We start from the raw sequence: 17,648 nt of genomic DNA, 5'->3' as shown, positions 1-17,648 counted from the left end.
AACGTCAGCAATGTACTACCTAAGCATATTTAATGGTTAATAATTATTAAGCAATTTTCTCAGCAATTATTCGATATTCAGCATGATGATAATCTGTCTGCTGTGCTTGTTCTTTATCGGTAATGTGTCTAAAAGACAAAATTTTCCAGCCCGTCGAGAACATTTCTTTAATGATTTCATCATTAACAAAAGACAGCTTGCCTACTTTTCGTAAAGGGCCTTGAGTGATCGTTAAATAACACTCCTCATTAGCTAACTGCTCATCAAAACAACTATGCTGTTGAGAAAATGGAGTAAATAAGAATTTTCCGCCTTCATTCAATAATTGATGAATTTGTTTAATTGCCATTTTAATTTCTGATAATGGTGCACAAACTAATGCCCCCCTATCAATAATAAGATCGTATTGTTTGTCTTCTTCAGGTAACTGGTCAAAACTACCGACGGCAAAACTTCCCGATAAATTTTCATTATCAAATCGTGTTTTTGCGTAATCTATTGCCGCGGCACTAAAGTCAATACCGGTAACATTAAAGCCTTCTCTTGCTGCAAACCACAAATTGTTTCCTGCACCGCAACCTACCTCTAAGATTCGAGTGTCTTCTCGAGGTTTATCAGGCTTACAAGCAAAGACGAATGACACAACACTATCCCACGGATAGCGATTTAATTGCTGACCTTGAGCATAAATATCTTGCCAAATCTCTTGCTGTTCCATTACTTACTCTCCGTAAAGACAAAATCATGATCACTTAAAACGTTCCAACGCTCACGATATTGCTCTGGCGCTATTTTTAAGAAATCTATCCAGTGGGCTAACGCTTCTTTAAAATACGGAATAATATTTTTTTCATCACCAAAATTAAACAACAAGCTAAGCAGCACACTGTTTATATACAGCGTCTCCCCTTCAAGAATCAAATAAAGATGAAGATATCTTTCTTCTGCCTTAAAGGACATTAAATACCTTAAATGCTCAATAACATTTTTCAATGCATCGCCACGATTGTTAATTGGCTGCTCAAGGATTTCAATCATGGTATTACAGATTTGCTCAAAAATATCAAAAGAAAGTAAATCTTCAAGGGAACCTTGTAAATTGAGCTTTTTAAAAGCATTCTCTTTAACAAAGTTAATTGCTTGCTCTTTTGAGGTAGCACTACTGCCTAATATAATTTCAGACGATCTCAGTGGTGTTGCGCCTTCTATTTTTGCACCGTCACTACAGTTATAACATTGCAGGTTTGTTCCCGCAAAAGAGCTAATTAACCTGTCCATTTGCTCTTTTCCTGTGTAAAGAAACGGCTCTGTTATTACAGTCTGACCAAAGTTGCCTTCTACCTCAAATTCAGCGCCCATTTTAATGGAGTCTAATTTAGAATTACCTTCTTCATCATAATAAAAGCTCGCTTTAGAGTGATGATGTGCTTCGTCAACATAACCATTATCAACGCCAAATAAATAAATATCTGAAAAACCTAAATGAGCAAAGAAACTTAATGCAGTATTGCCTACTAACGGATTTGAATAGCCAATAGTTGGCATTAGCGTTTTTGACTCAAGAAATACACCTAACTGAAAAAGCACCGTACCAGGTTCACTGCCCTTAAGGGCAACCCCACTCCAACCAAACAAATCGAGTACATCAGGGTACATTACATTTAGCACAAGTAAGTTAATTTTTTGACGTTCTTCTTCTGAAATAACCGCTTCAAGTAAATCGTAGGTTTCTTTAGTACGCTCCAATGCAACATGAAAGTCAGGACAAATACCTTGTGTTAATAAAGCGGTACTTGCTGAATTACAAGCAACTACAATGACTTTATCTATATGCGATTTTATAAACTCAATGTCTTTATCAAGGGACGGGCCATTAGCCACAATAAATATTGGAAACTGCTCAACCGGCTTTGGCAGTTTAACTGCTTGGTCTAGCATGTTAGGATTTTTTTCAGCTACACCGATAGAGTGCGCAACACTCATTAGAGCATCATCAACAAAGCCCCAGCCCATAAAAAACTGGTGAAAATTTTCCTTTATTTTTGATACCAAGTTGGCAACTGATTGCGATTTATAATGCAAATAGAAAAATGAATTACTTATGCTAAAAGCACCAATGCTTTTTGCGCGTTGATAAAGGGTTTGGTACATATCTTCTTCAGAATCACCAATACCTATATATAAATAAGAACCATCATCATCAACTTGCTTTAAGTATTTTGCCCAATCAAACGAGAACAAACTTGCAAAAAAGTAGTCCTCATTCGGCTCAAAAATAGTGATATAACACGCTTTTGTTGCTTCAAGTAACGGCTGTAAATGATAGCCTAAGCCGATACCAAAAATTACTTTGCTCGGTATGGTTTTATCGACTAGTAAATTCTCTTCTAGTTCAGCTTTAGCTTTGTTAAAAGCCTTACCGACTTTATTCATAACACGAACATGTAAAAAATCGGCAGTATCTTCGATAAACTCAACTGATGAGAAATCTACTCGACTTAGCTCTGGCTTAGCCAAAGTTTCCTTTACTTGTGCCTCAACTTGCTCAATAGGTGTTTGCGAATACATCGGCACTTTCGTATCGTAATCTATGATATTTGCTGTGCCATCAGGGTTAACATCAAGTTGAAAATCTTGCTTAGGATTGTACGCAATAAAACGCTGATAGATGTCAGGAAAATACTTTTCAAAGGCACGTAAGTTTTGTTCATAACGAACATTCGCTTTTTTAGCAAAAGCTTCTTCTAAAGCAATTTTATCCTGAAGCTTTTCGAGTTTATTTTCTACGTCACGTAAATTTTGTTCTAATGAATCCACAGTGCACCTAATATTTTTAGACTATTAACTAAATTTAATTGTTCACTAAACTAAATTGCACATTAAGAATGACAAAATAATAAAGCGACTAGAATAACTATATAAAGCAATAGTTAAGCCAAGCTTATGAAGAATATAAGGTAATTAACAAGATTTAACTATATTTTTTGAAAAGAGAAGCGAGTTTGCCGAGTATTTAAACGAATATAGCTTAAGCCCCGTATGCTTTTTTCATTTTATTCGCTGTTTTTAAAGAGGATAGTTCTTTAACAATGTTTTGCGATGCAAGTGTCAAATTTTTAACTTCATGTTGTAAGAAACTATCAATATCAATTAACAACTCTCTTAGAGCTAAGTTATCTTCATCAGGGTGTAAAAATATCTCTCGGTCAAAGTCAGCACTTGTTATAAGTGCTGTCATTAACTGATGCAAGAGCGTCACTTGTTCACTTGCTTGCTCAAACTCTTGCTCTGCGATTAACTTTTTGGCTTGCTCAAGAGTTTGGCTTAGTTGCGGTTGATTAGCCAACATTCGCAGTTGCTGCCCTTTGCTGCTCAGCTTCTACACGCGCTTGCATCGGGATTTCATCCCAAGCAGACTTAATTTCTCTAAACAATGACGCCACTTCATCAACGGCTTCAGTATCTTTTGCTACACTTGCATCAACTAAACGTTCAGTCATATATTCATATAGCGCATTTAAGTTATCAGACACTTCACCACCAACACTAAAATCTAAGCTAGATCTTAACGCGACAATAATAGAACTTGCTTTAGAAATTGAACGGCTCTTTTGCTCTAAGTCTCCTCGTTCAATACTGCCTTTAGCGAGCGCTAAGCTATCCATAACGCCAACCATTAACATTTGAATTATTTGATAAGGTTCAGCATCTGCCATCTGCGTTTTAGTGGCTTCTTTTTGATAATGTTTTAATTTTACATTCATAATTAAATCTCTACTTTTATACTTATCAATACGTTAGTGATTATTTTTCTCTAGTAAATCCAGGTAAACTGGCTAACTGCCCACTTAAGAAGTCACCAGAGCTTTTCATTTGTGCAATTAACACATCTAAACTTGAATATTGCTTTCGTAAACGAATCTCAAGTTGCTCCATGCGATAAGCATGGTTACTTCTATCATTTTCAAGCTGCTTTAATTCCGCATTGAGTGAATCTTCACGAAATTTCATCGCACCATCGCTTTCTAAATAATTATCTAGTAAGCCTGAAAATACAGTGGCAATACCATCAGGAGCTGTAAAAATAGTACCTACATCATCATATGAATCAGTTAAGGCATCATTTAAACTTCTCACCAATGAATCTTTCTCTAAATCACCTTCTTTACTTAAACCGATACCGATATCATAGAGCGTTTCAAAATTACCTGCTCCAGTCACCATACTTGATAACGTATTTACTAATTGTGACTTCAAGCTTCTCATAGCACTATCACCGTTTAGTGCTGCGCCAATCTGCGTATGATAATCAATGGTGTCGATAACATTGTTAAACTTTTCAATAAATTCGTTAATGTTAGCTTCAACAGTTGCTTTATCTACATCAACAACTAAACCTGCCGTTTCGTTGTTTTCACTTTCTTTTAACGCTGTGATCGTGAGATCTTGAATCGCATTAGTAAACTTATTTGTATCACTGGAAATCGATATTCCGTCAACTTCAATAATGGCATCGTCTGCCATATCATCAGCTGCAATTTTTAAGCCACCTTGAGTTATACCGTCATTAGCTAAGGTAGAAACATTATCCAATTCTGCCGTATCGTTTGTAATAACGAGATCATTACCTAACCCCGTTTCATCTGAGGTCAGTACTAGTTTTGACGAGGTTCCATCATTTATTATATTGGCCGTAACGCCAAAATTATCATCTGAGTCATTAATAGCAACGCGAAGCTCTTCTAACGTTGCACCAGCTGCTAAATTGATTGAAAAGTTTTTTGTACCTGCAGTAAAGGTTAAATTACCACCTGAGGCTGTAACCACATCGGTGGGGGCGCTGAATAGGTTATCATCCATTACAGCACGACTGCCCTGTGCTAATTGAATAACTTCAACATCGAATGAAGCACTGGTTGATTTTGACGAAGTAGAAACTGAGATTAAATCACCGCTGGCGGGTTGAGTAACCGTTGCAGTACGCTTATTGAAATTATCAATATCGGCAAGTTTTTCCATGATACTGTCAAGACTAGACAGTGAAGATTTAATAGCGCCTACACTAGATAAGCTAACGCTAAGCTCTTGCTCTTTTTTGGTGAATTTTGATAATTTAGGTAAGTTTTCAGCATCAACGGTTGCCGAAATGATTGATTCAAGATCTAGCCCTGAGCCAACGCCTGCTGATGTAATTAATGCCATAATAAAGCTACCTCTAATACCAAGTATTTACCTTAAGATATCAAGCAACTTTTTAACAATAAAAGCTAACGTTAAAAGCTCTTAAACTTCTGAATTAAATAAAGCGCCTGTCTTAGTAATACTATCGGCCATATCATTCAAAGCTTGAGTGATCTTTCTAAGATTTTTAGGTGGTATTTCCCTAATAATCTCTTCTGTATTTTTATCTACTACTTTAACTATAGGTGGTTCGGCAATATCATCAAACTCAAAAATTAAATTAGTATTTTTTAATGGAAGCAGTTCATTAATCACTTCTAGTGACTGCTCTACTTCTTCTTTATTCTCTGCTGATTCTTTTTCTTGCTCTGCTAATGCAGCCTTTTCCATTTGCTGCTTTTCCAATAGCTTTTCAGCCTGAGCCGCTATTGGTTGACTTGTTGAATTTTCAAGTTCAGGTTTTTCAGCTGAATTTTTCTGTGCTAACGAATTTTCTGCGTTAGCGTCTAGGCTTTTCAAACCTGATAGCGATACCAAGGTTTGATCTGTGGGTACTTGTTCTACAGACATAATACCTCCTACTCCTTCGCAAAAACTAGCAAATATTAAGCCACTAATTTAAAAGAATGCTAAAAACTTGGGAAGCGATTCCTACCTCCCAAGTTGATTCTATAGTCGCTTACCTTTGACTAGCCTAATAATGATAAGGCCATTTGTGGTCTTTGGTTAGCTTGACTTAAAATTGAAGTACTTGCTTGTTGCAAGATTTGGTTACGAGTTAACGCAGCCGTTTCTGCAGCAAAATCAGCATCTTTTACTCGAGATTTCGCAGCTGATAAATTCTCAGAAATATTTGATTGGTTACGAATGGTAGATTGGAAACGGTTTTGAACCGCACCTAATTCTGCACGTTTCTTATCAACTACTGCAATTAAGGCATCCATACCTGCTAAAACTTCTTGTGAATTACCTTGCGATGAAACACTAATAGCCGTTGCAATAAAGGCTGCTGCGAAAGTAGCATCATTGGCTGCACCTGAGATAGCAGAAACACCATCAGCAAGACCAGATAATGTATTACCCGTTACCATACTCGCTATGCTAGCTATACCTGATAAAGTAAAACCACCATTCACAGATAGAGTACCGTTAACCGTACCACCAACATCTTTCATACTGAAACCGATAGTTTGAACCGCATCAGCACCTACTTGGAAGCTAGCATCATAAGTACCGTCAAGAAGATTTTGACCACCAAAAGTTGTATCTGATGCAACACGGTTAACTTCAGACATTAGTGAACGAATCTCTTCTTGAATCGCTAATCTATCTTCATCTGTATTTGAACCATTTGAAGATTGTTGCGCCAAAGTTCTGACACGTTGGAACATAGATGTCATTTCATCCATAGCACCTTCAGCAGTTTGTGCTAAAGAAATACCATCGTTTGCATTTCGGTTACCTTGGTTTAAACCGTTAATTTGAGAACTAAGACGGTTTGAGATTTGAAGTCCAGCAGCATCATCTTTTGCGCTGTTAATGCGCAAGCCTGACGATAAACGTTGGAATGATGTATCAAGTGCGCTGCCAGTTTGGTTTAATTGACGCTGTGCGTTCAATGAACTGACATTAGTATTTACATAAATAGCCATAGAGCCTCCGCATATTTTAAATTCGACTTAGTAATTTGGTACCCCTACCAAGATTAAAAAGCTTTGGGAACTGATTTAAGTTTCCTAGACACTCTATCGACCCACTTTAAAATAGCTTTAACACTTTTTTAAATTATTTTTATATTTCTTCATAATTCACTTTAGTTAAGTAAGCTCAAAGCCAGTTGTGGCCTTTGATTGGCTTGCAATAAAATACTACTACTTGCTTGCTGTAATATTTGGAATTTTGTCAATTTTGCCGTCTCTGCCGCAAAATCTGCATCTTGAATTCTCGATTTAGCTGCTGATAAGTTTTCACTGGTATTGGATTGATTTCGAACCGTTGATTGAAATCTGTTTTGCACAGCACCCAGCTCTGCTCTTTTTTTATTCACAACGGCAATTAGCGAATCGACTCCAGCTAAAACAAACTGCGCATTAGTGGTACTAGAGATACTTATGGAGCTTGCTCTAAATTTAGTTGCGAAATCATCATTAACACCAATGGCAACCCCTGAAATATTTGAAATACCTGCCGCAAGTGAGGTAAGCCCTTGGTTATTAATTTCACTGGCAACACTAGCAATACCTGAAAGGGTAAATCCCCCATTTACCGTTAAACTATTAACGGCAGCACTTCCTCCAACTGACTTCATATTAAATGACACAACTTGCATTGCATCTGATCCCACTTGAATGGTGGTTGAAAAACTTCCATCAAGAATTTTACTCTTGGCAAAGGTTGTATCCGTTGCAATGCGGTTAACTTCAGCCGATAGCGCTCTTACCTCCTCTTGTAAAGCTAGTCGATCACTACCTGAGTTTGTTCCATTAGAGGCTTGTGATGCTAAAGTTCTTACCCTGCGCAACATGGTAGAAACTTCTTCCATCGCACCTTCAATTGATTGAGTCAAAGAAATGCCATCATTAGCATTTCTATTGCCCTGATTCAATCCAAGTACTTGTGATGCAAGCCGGTTTACTATTTGCAAACCTGCTACATCATCAACTGCACTGTTAATCCTTATGCCAGTAGACAAGCGCTTAAAACTCACATCCATTTCGTTTATAGCGCCTGCCATTTTCCGTTGAGAAAATAGGCTACTGATATTGGTGTTTACATAGAGAGCCATAATATACCCCCACTAAACCTCAGTATTAACCTAATAAGCTCAATGCAGCTTGTGGTCGTTGGTTCGCTTGACTAAGAATCGTTTGACTTGCTTGTTGCAAGATTTGATTACGTGTCAATGAAGCTGTTTCAGCAGCAAAGTCGGCATCCTTAATACGTGATTTCGCAGCAGAAAGGTTTTCAGCAATGTTAGATTGGTTACGAATCGTTGATTGGAAACGGTTTTGTACCGCACCTAACTCTGCGCGTTTCTTATCAACTACGGCAATAAGTGAATCCATACCCGCAAGGACTTCTTGAGCATTACCTTGTGATGAAACACTTATAGCTGTTGCAATGAAAGCTGCGGCAAAGGTAGCATCATTCGCTGCACCAGAAATTGCTGATACACCATCTGATAAAGCCGAAAGCGTAGTTCCTGTTACCATACTCGCTACACTAGCAATCCCTGATAAAGTAAAACCACCATTTGTTGTCATTGTACCGTTTACAGTACCGCCAACATTCTTCATGCTAAAACCGATAGTTTGCACAGCATCAGCACCTACTTGGAAACTAGCATCATAAGTGCCATCAAGAAGGTTTTGACCACCAAAAGTCGTATCAGAAGCAACACGATTGACTTCTGCCATCAATGAACGGATCTCTTCCTGAATAGCTAACCTGTCTTCATCAGTATTTGAACCATTTGAAGATTGTTGCGCTAGTGTTCTTACACGCTGAAACATGGAAGTCATTTCATCCATAGCACCTTCAGCAGTTTGCGCGAGTGAAATGCCATCATTTGCATTTCGGTTACCTTGGTTCAAACCATTAATTTGTGATTGAAGGCGATCAGAAATCTGCAAACCAGCAGCATCATCTTTAGCACTATTAATTCTTAAACCAGAAGATAAACGTTGAAAAGACGTATCTAATTTACTGCCAGTATTGGTTAATTGACGCTGAGCATTCAATGAACTGACATTGGTATTTACATATAAAGCCATAATGGCCTCCTTTGGTTAACGTTATACGTTATAAAATTGTTATTTGAATGCGATAAAAATCTTATAAAAACCTTATATTCAAACCACTTACAAATAACGACTACTTTTATTTTTCAATAATTCTTAATTAACCTAGTACTAAATAAAGTGTCAAAAAAAAGTTGGCACGTTATTAGCTTTACTCTTATTAGCTTGCTAAACATAGCTCGCTATTAATGAGTACTTAATTGCTTTGCAGCCTCCGCGCATACCAGTTAATTTTCATTAATGTGCGCCCTTAACTACTACCCCGTTCGTTAAGGGCGCGCCTCCACACTAAAGCTGTGAATATCTTTCAAAACCCTATATTTCAAGCACACTACTCCTCTATAACCGATGCATGCATTGGCTTTGATGCTGAGCGGCAACACCTTGCCGCTACTGAGGAATATTTGCCCTGCCTATAGGACGATTAAACTAACCGATTAAGTTTTTTCATTAACCTAGTAAACTTAATGCGGCTTGTGGACGTTGGTTCGCTTGACTAAGAATCGTTTGACTTGCTTGTTGCAAGATTTGATTACGGGTCAATGAAGCCGTCTCTGCAGCGAAATCAGCATCTTTAATACGCGACTTCGCAGCGGATAAGTTTTCAGAGATGTTTGATTGATTTCGTATCGTTGATTGAAAACGGTTTTGCACCGCACCAAGCTCTGCACGTTTTTTATCAACAACGGCAATTAACGAGTCCATTCCCGCTAATATTTCTTGTGCGTTACCTTGAGAAGATACACTAATAGCAGTGGCAATAAAGGCTGCAGCGAAAGTGGCATCGTTAGCAGCACCTGAAATAGCAGAAACACCATCAGAAAGCGCTGATAAGGTATCACCGGTTACCATACTCGCTATGCTTGCTACACCTGAAAGGGTAAAACCACCATTAACGCTTAATGTACCGTTAACCGTACCACCAACATCCTTCATACTAAAACCAATGGTTTGTACTGCATCTGCACCCACTTGGAAGCTGGCATTGTAAGTACCATCAAGCAAGTTTTGACCACCAAAAGTAGTATCTGTAGCTACACGATTAACCTCAGCCATTAACGAGCGGATCTCTTCTTGAATAGCTAACCTATCTTCATCAGTATTTGAACCGTTAGCTGATTGTTGCGCTAACGTTCTTACGCGTTGGAACATTGACGTTAATTCGTCCATCGCACCTTCAGCAGTTTGTGCTAGAGAAATACCATCATTAGCATTACGATTACCTTGATTAAGACCTTGGATTTGAGATTCTAATCTATCAGAAATTTGTAGACCTGCCGCATCATCTTTAGCGCTGTTAATGCGTAAACCTGATGATAAACGTTGGAATGAAGTGTCTAACTTGCCGCCAGTATTGGTTAATTGGCGCTGTGCATTTAGTGAACTGACGTTAGTATTAACATATAAAGCCATAATGGTATCCTCAATAATCTTTGTTGGTTCAACGGCTTCATTGAACCGTTAACAATTTGCTGTTACTGCTTTGTCAAAATTATTGCAGTAATAACATCACTCAGATTAATGAGTACTAACTTGGCGATTGCTCCGCGCATACCAGTTAACTCTATATGCCAATTTTTTCCTACCCCTAGAAAAGAAGTGACATGACAAAAAAATATATAATTCCTTTGTACACACACTTTATCGGATAAAAATAAATTAACTTGAGACTTTTTTTTATTTTTTTGAATAAAAAGCAAAAACAACAATAAAAACACTAAAATTCAATAACTTAAAATTAAACTCAAACAAATACATTTCACTTTTAAAGAATAACAGCCCTGTATTATGGACAAATAATTAGTTTTTGGGTTTGGGTTTGGGTTTGGGTTTGGGTTTGGGTTTGGGTTTGGGTTTGGGTTTGGGTTTGGGTTTGGGTTTGGGTTTGGGTTTGGGTTTGCCAGATAAAAACAAAAAAGCTCAACTAAGTAAAGCTTAGTTGAGCTTAATAAGTTAAAAGTTAATAAATACTGAGAAAATTAACCTTGTAATAAACTTAATGCTGCTTGCGGTCTTTGATTCGCTTGTGAAAGAATCGTTTGGCTAGCTTGTTGTAAAATTTGTGCTCTGGTTAATGTTGCAGTTTCTTTTGCAAAATCAGCATCTTTAATACGTGATTTTGCTGCTGATAAGTTTTCTGAAATATTAGATTGATTTCGAATCGTTGATTCAAACCTGTTTTGCACCGCACCAAGCTCGGCACGTTTTTTATCTACAACTGCAATGAGTGAATCCATACCTGCTAGCACAAACTGGGCATTTTCCTGACTCGACACACTGATAGTGGCAGCTCTAAACTCTGTAGCAAAGCTACCAGCACCTTGCGCAGCACCTGTGATAACACTTGTACCTGCTGCTAGAACAGATAATGCTTCACCAGCTACTGCACTAGCGATACTTGCGATACCCGATAAGGTAAAGCCACCTTCGGCACTAAGAGAGTTAACAGTACCGCCAACATCCTTCATACTAAAGCCAACCACCTGTACGGCATCAGCACCAACCTGGAAACTAGCATTATAGCTACCATCAAGTAAGTTTTGGCCACCAAAAGTCGTATCGGAGGCTACACGGTTTACTTCTGCCATTAATGAACGAATTTCTTCTTGTAGCGCCAATCTATCTTCATCGGTATTTGAACCGTTAGCTGATTGTTGTGCCAATGTTCTGACACGCTGAAACATGCTGGTCATTTCTTCCATCGCACCTTCAGCGGTTTGCGCTAATGAAATGCCATCATTCGCATTTCGATTACCTTGGTTTAAACCTAGAATTTGAGATTGCAAACGGTCAGATATTTGTAGACCCGCCGCATCATCTTTTGCACTATTGATTCGTAAGCCTGATGATAAACGCTGAAAGGCCGTATCTAAATCACCACCAGATTTGCTCAACTGGCGCTGTGCATTTAATGAACTGATATTACTATTTACATATAAAGGCATAATTTACCCCTGAGTTTAAATGGTTTAAGAAAGATACAACGCAAACTTCTCTTGATTGTTCGCTATACCGTCACTACGAACATAAAAGCAATTGCTGTACCAACTTTAAAATTGATTAAAAAATTATCGAATGTAATTGAGTAGTGACAAACCTTGAACTTTAGAAAAAGTCAGCTGCGCCGCTTGTAGGGCAACTTCCGACTGCTCTAAACGTGTGGTTGCTTTATAGAAATCTAAATCTTCGATTGATGAACGACCTTGCTCTAATGACAGGTTGCTATCTAAATGTCTGCTTTCTTGACTCTCTATAAGCTGTAAATTAATACCGGCTTTACCTTGTTGGGCAGAAATATGGCTTGCTGCTTCATTAAGCTGGCTTAATATATGACCGTAATCCACTTCATGTTGGCTAGTATTTGCCGCACTGCCACCTACCTCTAACCAGTCGATTGCCGCTTTAAGTGTCTCAAAAACACTAACTTTATTATCTTCATTTAAAACGATTTGATCGCCAATCTCTGGCATACCATCAATAGTGACTTCGACACCAATAAAACTAAATGCTTGACCAGGGACAAAAGGATCTATTGTTGTCACCGCACCTGCCGTTGAATCAGTAATAACAACTTCTAACTGTCCATTTGTATCTGCATCGGTAAAATCTAAAGTATAACCTGGCGGAAAAGTGGCGGTATCATATGTGCCTCGATTAGCAATGACAGCATTAGACACCGTAGCCCCGCCAACATTGTTATTATAACTTGGACTAAAATCTCCGATAACATTATCTATTTTTTCAAACGCACTATCCCCAGGCATATTTATGTCAACAAATACGTTATTGCTAATAGATAATTCATTAACGCCACTATCTCCTTGGTAGGTCACCGAATTATCTACTTGGATAGCAAAAGGTTGCGTGTCTATTTGATAACCTGAGAAAATATAACCGCCAGTTTCATCTTTACTGTTAGCGATATCTAGTACTTGAGACAAGTATTGTTTCATTTGCTCGGCAATTGATAATCTATCTTCGTCAGTTAATGCGCTATTATTTGCTTGAATGAAGCGCTGCTTTGCTTGTAATAATGTCTCTTGTACCAATGAGAAAGACGTTTCAGTTAACGCATTATGATTTTTACTTTGGGTAATATTCCGATTGTACTGCTCAATACGACTGATACCTTCTTTGTAGCCAGATAAACTACCAAAGGCAACAGCATCATCTTTGGCTGTCAATACACGCTTTCCACTTGATATATACGCGGTTTGCTCATTAACTTCAGAACTCTTGTTCATCATGTTTAAGCTGCTTTGGTGATAAAATTGTGATGTAGATACGCGCATGATTAACTCCTTATCTCACTGCTGATAAAATGGTATCAAATATAGTATTGGCTACTGATACAATTTGAGAGGCTGCTTGATAAGCTTGTTGAAATTTTAATAAGTTAGCGGCTTCTTCATCTAAGTTAACGCCTGAAGTCGATTGGTTCCGATTATAGGCTTGTGTATATAATGCTTGGGCGGTATCTGCTGATAATTCTGCATTACTTGCTTTAGAGCCAATTTGAGCGGTAGTAATTGATAAACTTTGACTAAATGTCTCTTTGCTATTACTTAATACGCCTTGGTTTTGTGTTAATGATGTCGCTAGAGCGTTTTGACCATTGCCAGAACCAAATGCATCTTTGAAGTAAAATATTTCAGGTGCATTTGGAGCCACTCCTGAAGGCGTTCCTGAAATAGTTACTTCAAAAAAGCCATATGAGATAACAGTTTCAGGTGGCGTATAAAAGTTTGTAGAAGTAATAACACCTGCTTGATTATAAAGCTCATAAATATAAACACCAGGAGAAGATTCATAAAGCTCAAATCTATCAGCTCCTGCACCTATCAATGTTAAAGGATCTGTAACCTCTGATATTTCAACCTCCATATTACTAACGTTATTATCTGATGACGCAATTTCCATCGCACTACTAGCAGCTATAGAATCACCGTTTGTCAATGTTACTTTCATCAAAGCCGCACTATTTTTTGTCGGCTTAATCAAATAGCTATCATCAGTATTTGGTGTACCGCCTGTCTCAACAAATTCAAAACCAAATGGAGTTACATGGGTACCCGCTGGAGTACCTGAACCTGGAGCACCCAAGTTTGTCGTTGTTTTGTCTGTCAAATTCATCATGATAAAATCAGTACCGTCAAAACGAATTTCAAACTCGTCTGTTGGCACTAATGACACATCAGAAATATTCACATGAGCAGCTAAATTACCACTATTGCTCTGCGGTGATAGCACTCTACCTTGTTGCAAGGCCGAAATATTAATATCAGAAAATATATTCTCACCTTGTAAGCCATTCAAATCAAGCCCACTAGCTTGACTGTCATTAATAATTGAAGAAAAAGCCATGGCAAGGCGCTCAACTTCAATGTTTGCCTGTAATAAATGTACATCTCTAAACTCAAAATTTGCTGCTAATGCACCACCAACATCTGCACCATATAATGCAGTTGAACTATTTGGACTATTTAACCTCAACTCAGTTTTTAATGGATCTGGATCCCCTGAAACAACGCTAACCGTTAACGGAGTAATACCCGCAACAAGTGTTGTCCCTTGGCCTATCATTACCGACATCACACCATTTTGATCTTCTATGGTATTTACCCGAGTGTATTCACCAAGTTCTGCCACTAATTGATCACGTTTATCTAATAAATCGTTAGGCTTACCTGTCTGACTATTATTTTGCGAGTGTAAAATAGTTTCATTGATCTTGGCTAATTCAAGTGAAATTTCAGAAATTTTACTGGCCATCTGTTCAATTTCGCCATTTACAGCCTTTTGCATTTGAGCAAAATCACTTTGCAATTCAGAAAAGTCATTGCTTAAAACACTCGCTTGATTTAATACAATGCTTCTTAATGCTGGATCGCTAGGATTATCGGCGACACCATTCATCCCTTGATAAAATTTATGCATGGATTCAGATAATGTCGCACCTGAGGAGCTCATAATCTGATCAAGTTGAGTCAATTTACTATGAAGAGAATTTGCACCACCTAAATTACTTTGATTAAGTAGCTGCTCTTTATAAGAAAACTGATCGTAAAGTCTTGTAATATCTTGAATGTAAGTGCCAGAACCAATGTAGTTATCACCATTATTTAACCCTACAGCAGCATTTTGCTCTGCTCTTTGACGGTTATAGCCTTCGGTATTTACATTTGAAATATTATGACCCGTAGTCGCCAGCTGTTGCTGAGCACTTAACAACCCACTCACACCGGTTTGATATAAACTAACAGTCATTAGTGACACTCCTACAAACGATCAAATCATTCAATCAGCATTGCCGCTTATATGCTTGAACACCGTGTTAATGGCAGCATGTATATTTAATTCGACAAACTTATTTAGTTAATAAGTTACCAACTTTCTTCAATGTGCCAAGGATCTTGTTAGCGTATTGAGGATCTGTTGCATAACCTGCTTTCTGAAGGCTATGCAGGAATTGTTCCACATCACCAGGTTGTTGAAGTGCATCTTGGTAACGGTTATTTGTTGAAAGGAAGTTTACGTAGTCATTGACGCTTTCAGTAAGCGATTGGTACATTCTAAATGGAGCCGTTTTCTTAACCATCGCTCCATTTTCAAATTCTAAAGTATCTTTTGAAACTTTATTGCCAGACCAGCGAGCATCAGCCTTGATGTTAAATAAATTATTTGAGCTGGCACCATCTGCATCTTTAATTATTTTTTGTCCCCAACCTGTTTCTAATGCCGCTTGAGCAATAACCACTTCAAAAGGGACACCTAATTTTTCTTGCACTTTTTTGGCAGGTTTTATTAGTGCAGAGACAAAATCTTTTGGCTGTTCAAAATTAGGTGTTGAAATTTTGACGTTTTGTTTAGCCATGTTATCTGATGTAGCAAGAGGGATTGGCGTAGCATGAACTACCCTGTTACTAATCGCGGCCAAAGCACTACCAAATGGATTATTGACTAAATTACTATAATGCTCTTTATTTTGATTAAACACGGTTTGCTCTGCACTAAGCTCATGTAAAGTCGAGTTTGCACTGTTCCCAAAAGATTTTTTCTCATCAGGCTCTTTCTCGACAGATAAAGCGCTTAACAAACTATTAGCAGCATTATTTGTGCCCTTAGCTTGAGTTGCGGGTAAATTACCATCATTTCTTAATACAGAACTTGGTTTGTAATCTTCTCCACCACCTAATTGTCTAACAATAAGGTCGGTTAAACCTAATGTGCCATTTGATGAGAGCTCAACCGCCATTTGTTGATCATGCATATCGCGGTAAAATTTTGTCGACTGTGAGTTGAACGGGCTATCTGACTCTAAAACTTCTTGAGCCTTGCGCATACTTGAAAGTAGCATCCGCATAAAAATAGCTTCAAATTGCTGAGCTGCCTCTTTTAATGCAGCATCTTTTTCTTTAGCATCAGTTGATCTAGACTGAGCACGAATATCGTTTAAGCCATTTAACTCTAACGCATTGCGCGCTTGGTCAAATGCATGTGCTTGATTAATATTTGTATCCATAACTATAAGCCTTTTGCTTTAGAATAGTGAAAGCAATTTTTTAAATAACAATGAGTTCACCACGAATAGCACCTGCTTGATCAAGCGCTTCTAATATTGCCATAACATCACCTGGTCCAGCGCCCACTTCATTAATGGCTCTAACTAACGTGTCTAAAGTAACACCCGGTTCAAAAACAAACATTCTGGCATCCGTTTGGCTTACATCTATGGCAGATTCATTAGTTACTACGGTTTCACCTTCAGCAAAAGCATCAGGTTGGGAAACATTTTGAATTTCATTAATAGTGACCGTAATACCACCATGAGTAATCGCAGCAGCAAGTAGTTTCACTTCAGAGCCAATAACTATAGTACCTGTGCGTGAATTAACAATTATCTTTGCTGCAGGTGATGCAGGCTCAAATTCTAAGTTTTCAATCACAGATAAAAAGCTAACTCTGTCTGAAATATCTCTTGGTGCTGTTACTCGTACAGAGGTTGCATCAAGTGCTTGAGCAGAGCCTTCAATTAATTCATTTATCGTGTCAGATAAGCGTTTTGCTGTAGTAAAGTCTGAATTCCTTAAATTAAAGGTAATATAATCACCTGATGAAAAAGGTGATTTAACTTCTCTTTCAACGGTTGCACCGTTTGCTATCCTACCAACGGTTGGAATGTTAACGAGTACTTGAGAGCCATCTAAACCTTGTGCTCCTAAGCCACTTACCACTAAACTACCTTGCGCTACGGCATAAGCATTGCCATCAATACCCATTAATACGGTTTGTAATAACGTACCACCACGTAAGCTTTGTGCGCTCCCCATACTCGATACTGTTACATCAATGCTTTGTCCGGGTTTGGCAAAAGCATTTAACTCGGCGTGTACAGCTACTGCAGCAACATTCTTAATTTTAGGTTTTAAATTATCTGGCATGGTAATACCAAAATTACTCAACATCGTTTTAAAACTTTGTTCAGTGAAAGGGCTTTGCTCACCGGTACCTGGTAAACCAACAACTAGGCCATAACCAATTAATTGGTTTGACCGCACGCCAGCAACATCAGCTAAATCTTTAATACGCTGAGCGTAACTAGCATTAACCAGTACTAAGCTACACAGTATTATTGTAATTTGTCTTAACGCTTTCATTTGCTTACTA

15 protein-coding genes are annotated in these 17,648 nt (G+C 38.0%); all 15 read right to left on the bottom strand.

All coding sequences use genetic code 11. The features are described from left to right. Positions 1-46 precede the first annotated feature (46 nt). Positions 47-718 (bottom strand): class I SAM-dependent methyltransferase, encoded by a 672-nt coding sequence (locus EPA86_RS05545; protein ID WP_140602425.1) that lies wholly within the window; start codon positions 716-718, stop codon positions 47-49. Then, positions 718-2,817, bottom strand: coding sequence for a motility associated factor glycosyltransferase family protein (locus tag EPA86_RS05540; RefSeq protein ID WP_246058276.1), 2,100 nt, complete (start codon positions 2,815-2,817; stop codon positions 718-720). Before EPA86_RS05540 ends, EPA86_RS05545 begins: the two co-directional genes overlap by 1 nt. A gap of 211 nt (positions 2,818-3,028) precedes the next feature. Next, positions 3,029-3,349, bottom strand: coding sequence for a hypothetical protein (locus tag EPA86_RS05535; RefSeq protein ID WP_140602423.1), 321 nt, complete (start codon positions 3,347-3,349; stop codon positions 3,029-3,031). Then, the gene (fliS, locus tag EPA86_RS05530; RefSeq protein WP_425462564.1) at positions 3,339-3,764 is read right to left on the bottom strand and encodes a flagellar export chaperone FliS; all 426 of its coding nucleotides are present in this window, start codon (positions 3,762-3,764) and stop codon (positions 3,339-3,341) included. The genes EPA86_RS05535 and fliS overlap by 11 nt, the downstream gene beginning before the upstream one ends. Before the next feature lie 40 nt (positions 3,765-3,804). Beyond that, positions 3,805-5,202, bottom strand: a complete 1,398-nt coding sequence (gene fliD, locus EPA86_RS05525) for a flagellar filament capping protein FliD (protein ID WP_140602421.1) — start codon at positions 5,200-5,202, stop codon at positions 3,805-3,807. 81 nt (positions 5,203-5,283) lie between these two features. Then, entirely contained in the window at positions 5,284-5,751 is a 468-nt protein-coding gene (locus EPA86_RS05520) for a flagellar protein FlaG (RefSeq protein ID WP_140602420.1), read from the bottom strand. A 119-nt stretch (positions 5,752-5,870) separates the two neighbouring features. Beyond that, positions 5,871-6,833: a flagellin N-terminal helical domain-containing protein gene (locus tag EPA86_RS05515; protein ID WP_140602419.1), complete on the bottom strand. Its 963-nt coding sequence runs from the start codon at positions 6,831-6,833 to the stop codon at positions 5,871-5,873. 161 nt (positions 6,834-6,994) lie between these two features. Beyond that, on the bottom strand, positions 6,995-7,966 hold the full coding sequence (locus EPA86_RS05510) for a flagellin N-terminal helical domain-containing protein (protein WP_140602418.1): 972 nt from the start codon (positions 7,964-7,966) through the stop codon (positions 6,995-6,997). Between the two features lie 25 nt (positions 7,967-7,991). Next, complete coding sequence (locus tag EPA86_RS05505; protein ID WP_140602417.1) at positions 7,992-8,954, bottom strand: flagellin N-terminal helical domain-containing protein; 963 nt, start codon at positions 8,952-8,954, stop codon at positions 7,992-7,994. A gap of 477 nt (positions 8,955-9,431) precedes the next feature. Further along, positions 9,432-10,394, bottom strand: coding sequence for a flagellin N-terminal helical domain-containing protein (locus EPA86_RS05500; protein WP_140602416.1), 963 nt, complete (start codon positions 10,392-10,394; stop codon positions 9,432-9,434). 566 nt (positions 10,395-10,960) lie between these two features. Further along, positions 10,961-11,926 carry a flagellin N-terminal helical domain-containing protein gene (locus EPA86_RS05495; RefSeq protein WP_140602415.1) on the bottom strand — a complete coding sequence of 322 codons (966 nt, stop codon included), beginning with the start codon at positions 11,924-11,926 and terminating at the stop codon, positions 10,961-10,963. 123 nt (positions 11,927-12,049) lie between these two features. After that, entirely contained in the window at positions 12,050-13,273 is a 1,224-nt protein-coding gene (gene flgL / locus EPA86_RS05490; protein WP_140602414.1) for a flagellar hook-associated protein FlgL, read from the bottom strand. Positions 13,274-13,283: 10 nt separating this feature from the next. Next, positions 13,284-15,248 carry a flagellar hook-associated protein FlgK gene (gene flgK, locus EPA86_RS05485; protein WP_140602413.1) on the bottom strand — a complete coding sequence of 655 codons (1,965 nt, stop codon included), beginning with the start codon at positions 15,246-15,248 and terminating at the stop codon, positions 13,284-13,286. 100 nt (positions 15,249-15,348) lie between these two features. Further along, on the bottom strand, positions 15,349-16,503 hold the full coding sequence (locus tag EPA86_RS05480; protein ID WP_140602412.1) for a glucosaminidase domain-containing protein: 1,155 nt from the start codon (positions 16,501-16,503) through the stop codon (positions 15,349-15,351). Between the two features lie 40 nt (positions 16,504-16,543). Then, positions 16,544-17,638, bottom strand: coding sequence for a flagellar basal body P-ring protein FlgI (locus EPA86_RS05475; RefSeq protein WP_246058275.1), 1,095 nt, complete (start codon positions 17,636-17,638; stop codon positions 16,544-16,546). Between the last annotated feature and the right edge of the window lie 10 nt (positions 17,639-17,648).

Source organism: Litorilituus lipolyticus (assembly GCF_006439335.1).
Taxonomy (GTDB): domain Bacteria; phylum Pseudomonadota; class Gammaproteobacteria; order Enterobacterales; family Alteromonadaceae; genus Colwellia; species Colwellia lipolytica.
Note: the sequence above shows the minus strand (reverse complement) of the source record. Positions and strands in the feature narration are given on the sequence as shown.

Bases quoted from the DNA above. Each gene is read 5' to 3' on its own strand.
- EPA86_RS05545 (WP_140602425.1), bottom strand. From the start codon at position 718: ATGGAACAGCAAGAGATTTGGCAAGATATTTATGCTCAAGGTCAGCAA.
- fliS (WP_425462564.1), bottom strand. From the start codon at position 3,764: ATGAATGTAAAATTAAAACATTATCAAAAAGAAGCCACTAAAACGCAG.
- fliD (WP_140602421.1), bottom strand. From the start codon at position 5,202: ATGGCATTAATTACATCAGCAGGCGTTGGCTCAGGGCTAGATCTTGAA.
- EPA86_RS05515 (WP_140602419.1), bottom strand. From the start codon at position 6,833: ATGGCTATTTATGTAAATACTAATGTCAGTTCATTGAACGCACAGCGT.
- EPA86_RS05505 (WP_140602417.1), bottom strand. From the start codon at position 8,954: ATGGCTTTATATGTAAATACCAATGTCAGTTCATTGAATGCTCAGCGT.
- EPA86_RS05480 (WP_140602412.1), bottom strand. From the start codon at position 16,503: ATGGATACAAATATTAATCAAGCACATGCATTTGACCAAGCGCGCAAT.
- flgK (WP_140602413.1), bottom strand. From the start codon at position 15,248: ATGACTGTTAGTTTATATCAAACCGGTGTGAGTGGGTTGTTAAGTGCT.
- EPA86_RS05520 (WP_140602420.1), bottom strand. From the start codon at position 5,751: ATGTCTGTAGAACAAGTACCCACAGATCAAACCTTGGTATCGCTATCA.
- EPA86_RS05510 (WP_140602418.1), bottom strand. From the start codon at position 7,966: ATGGCTCTCTATGTAAACACCAATATCAGTAGCCTATTTTCTCAACGG.
- flgL (WP_140602414.1), bottom strand. From the start codon at position 13,273: ATGCGCGTATCTACATCACAATTTTATCACCAAAGCAGCTTAAACATG.
- EPA86_RS05475 (WP_246058275.1), bottom strand. From the start codon at position 17,638: ATGAAAGCGTTAAGACAAATTACAATAATACTGTGTAGCTTAGTACTG.
- EPA86_RS05495 (WP_140602415.1), bottom strand. From the start codon at position 11,926: ATGCCTTTATATGTAAATAGTAATATCAGTTCATTAAATGCACAGCGC.
- EPA86_RS05500 (WP_140602416.1), bottom strand. From the start codon at position 10,394: ATGGCTTTATATGTTAATACTAACGTCAGTTCACTAAATGCACAGCGC.
- EPA86_RS05535 (WP_140602423.1), bottom strand. From the start codon at position 3,349: ATGTTGGCTAATCAACCGCAACTAAGCCAAACTCTTGAGCAAGCCAAA.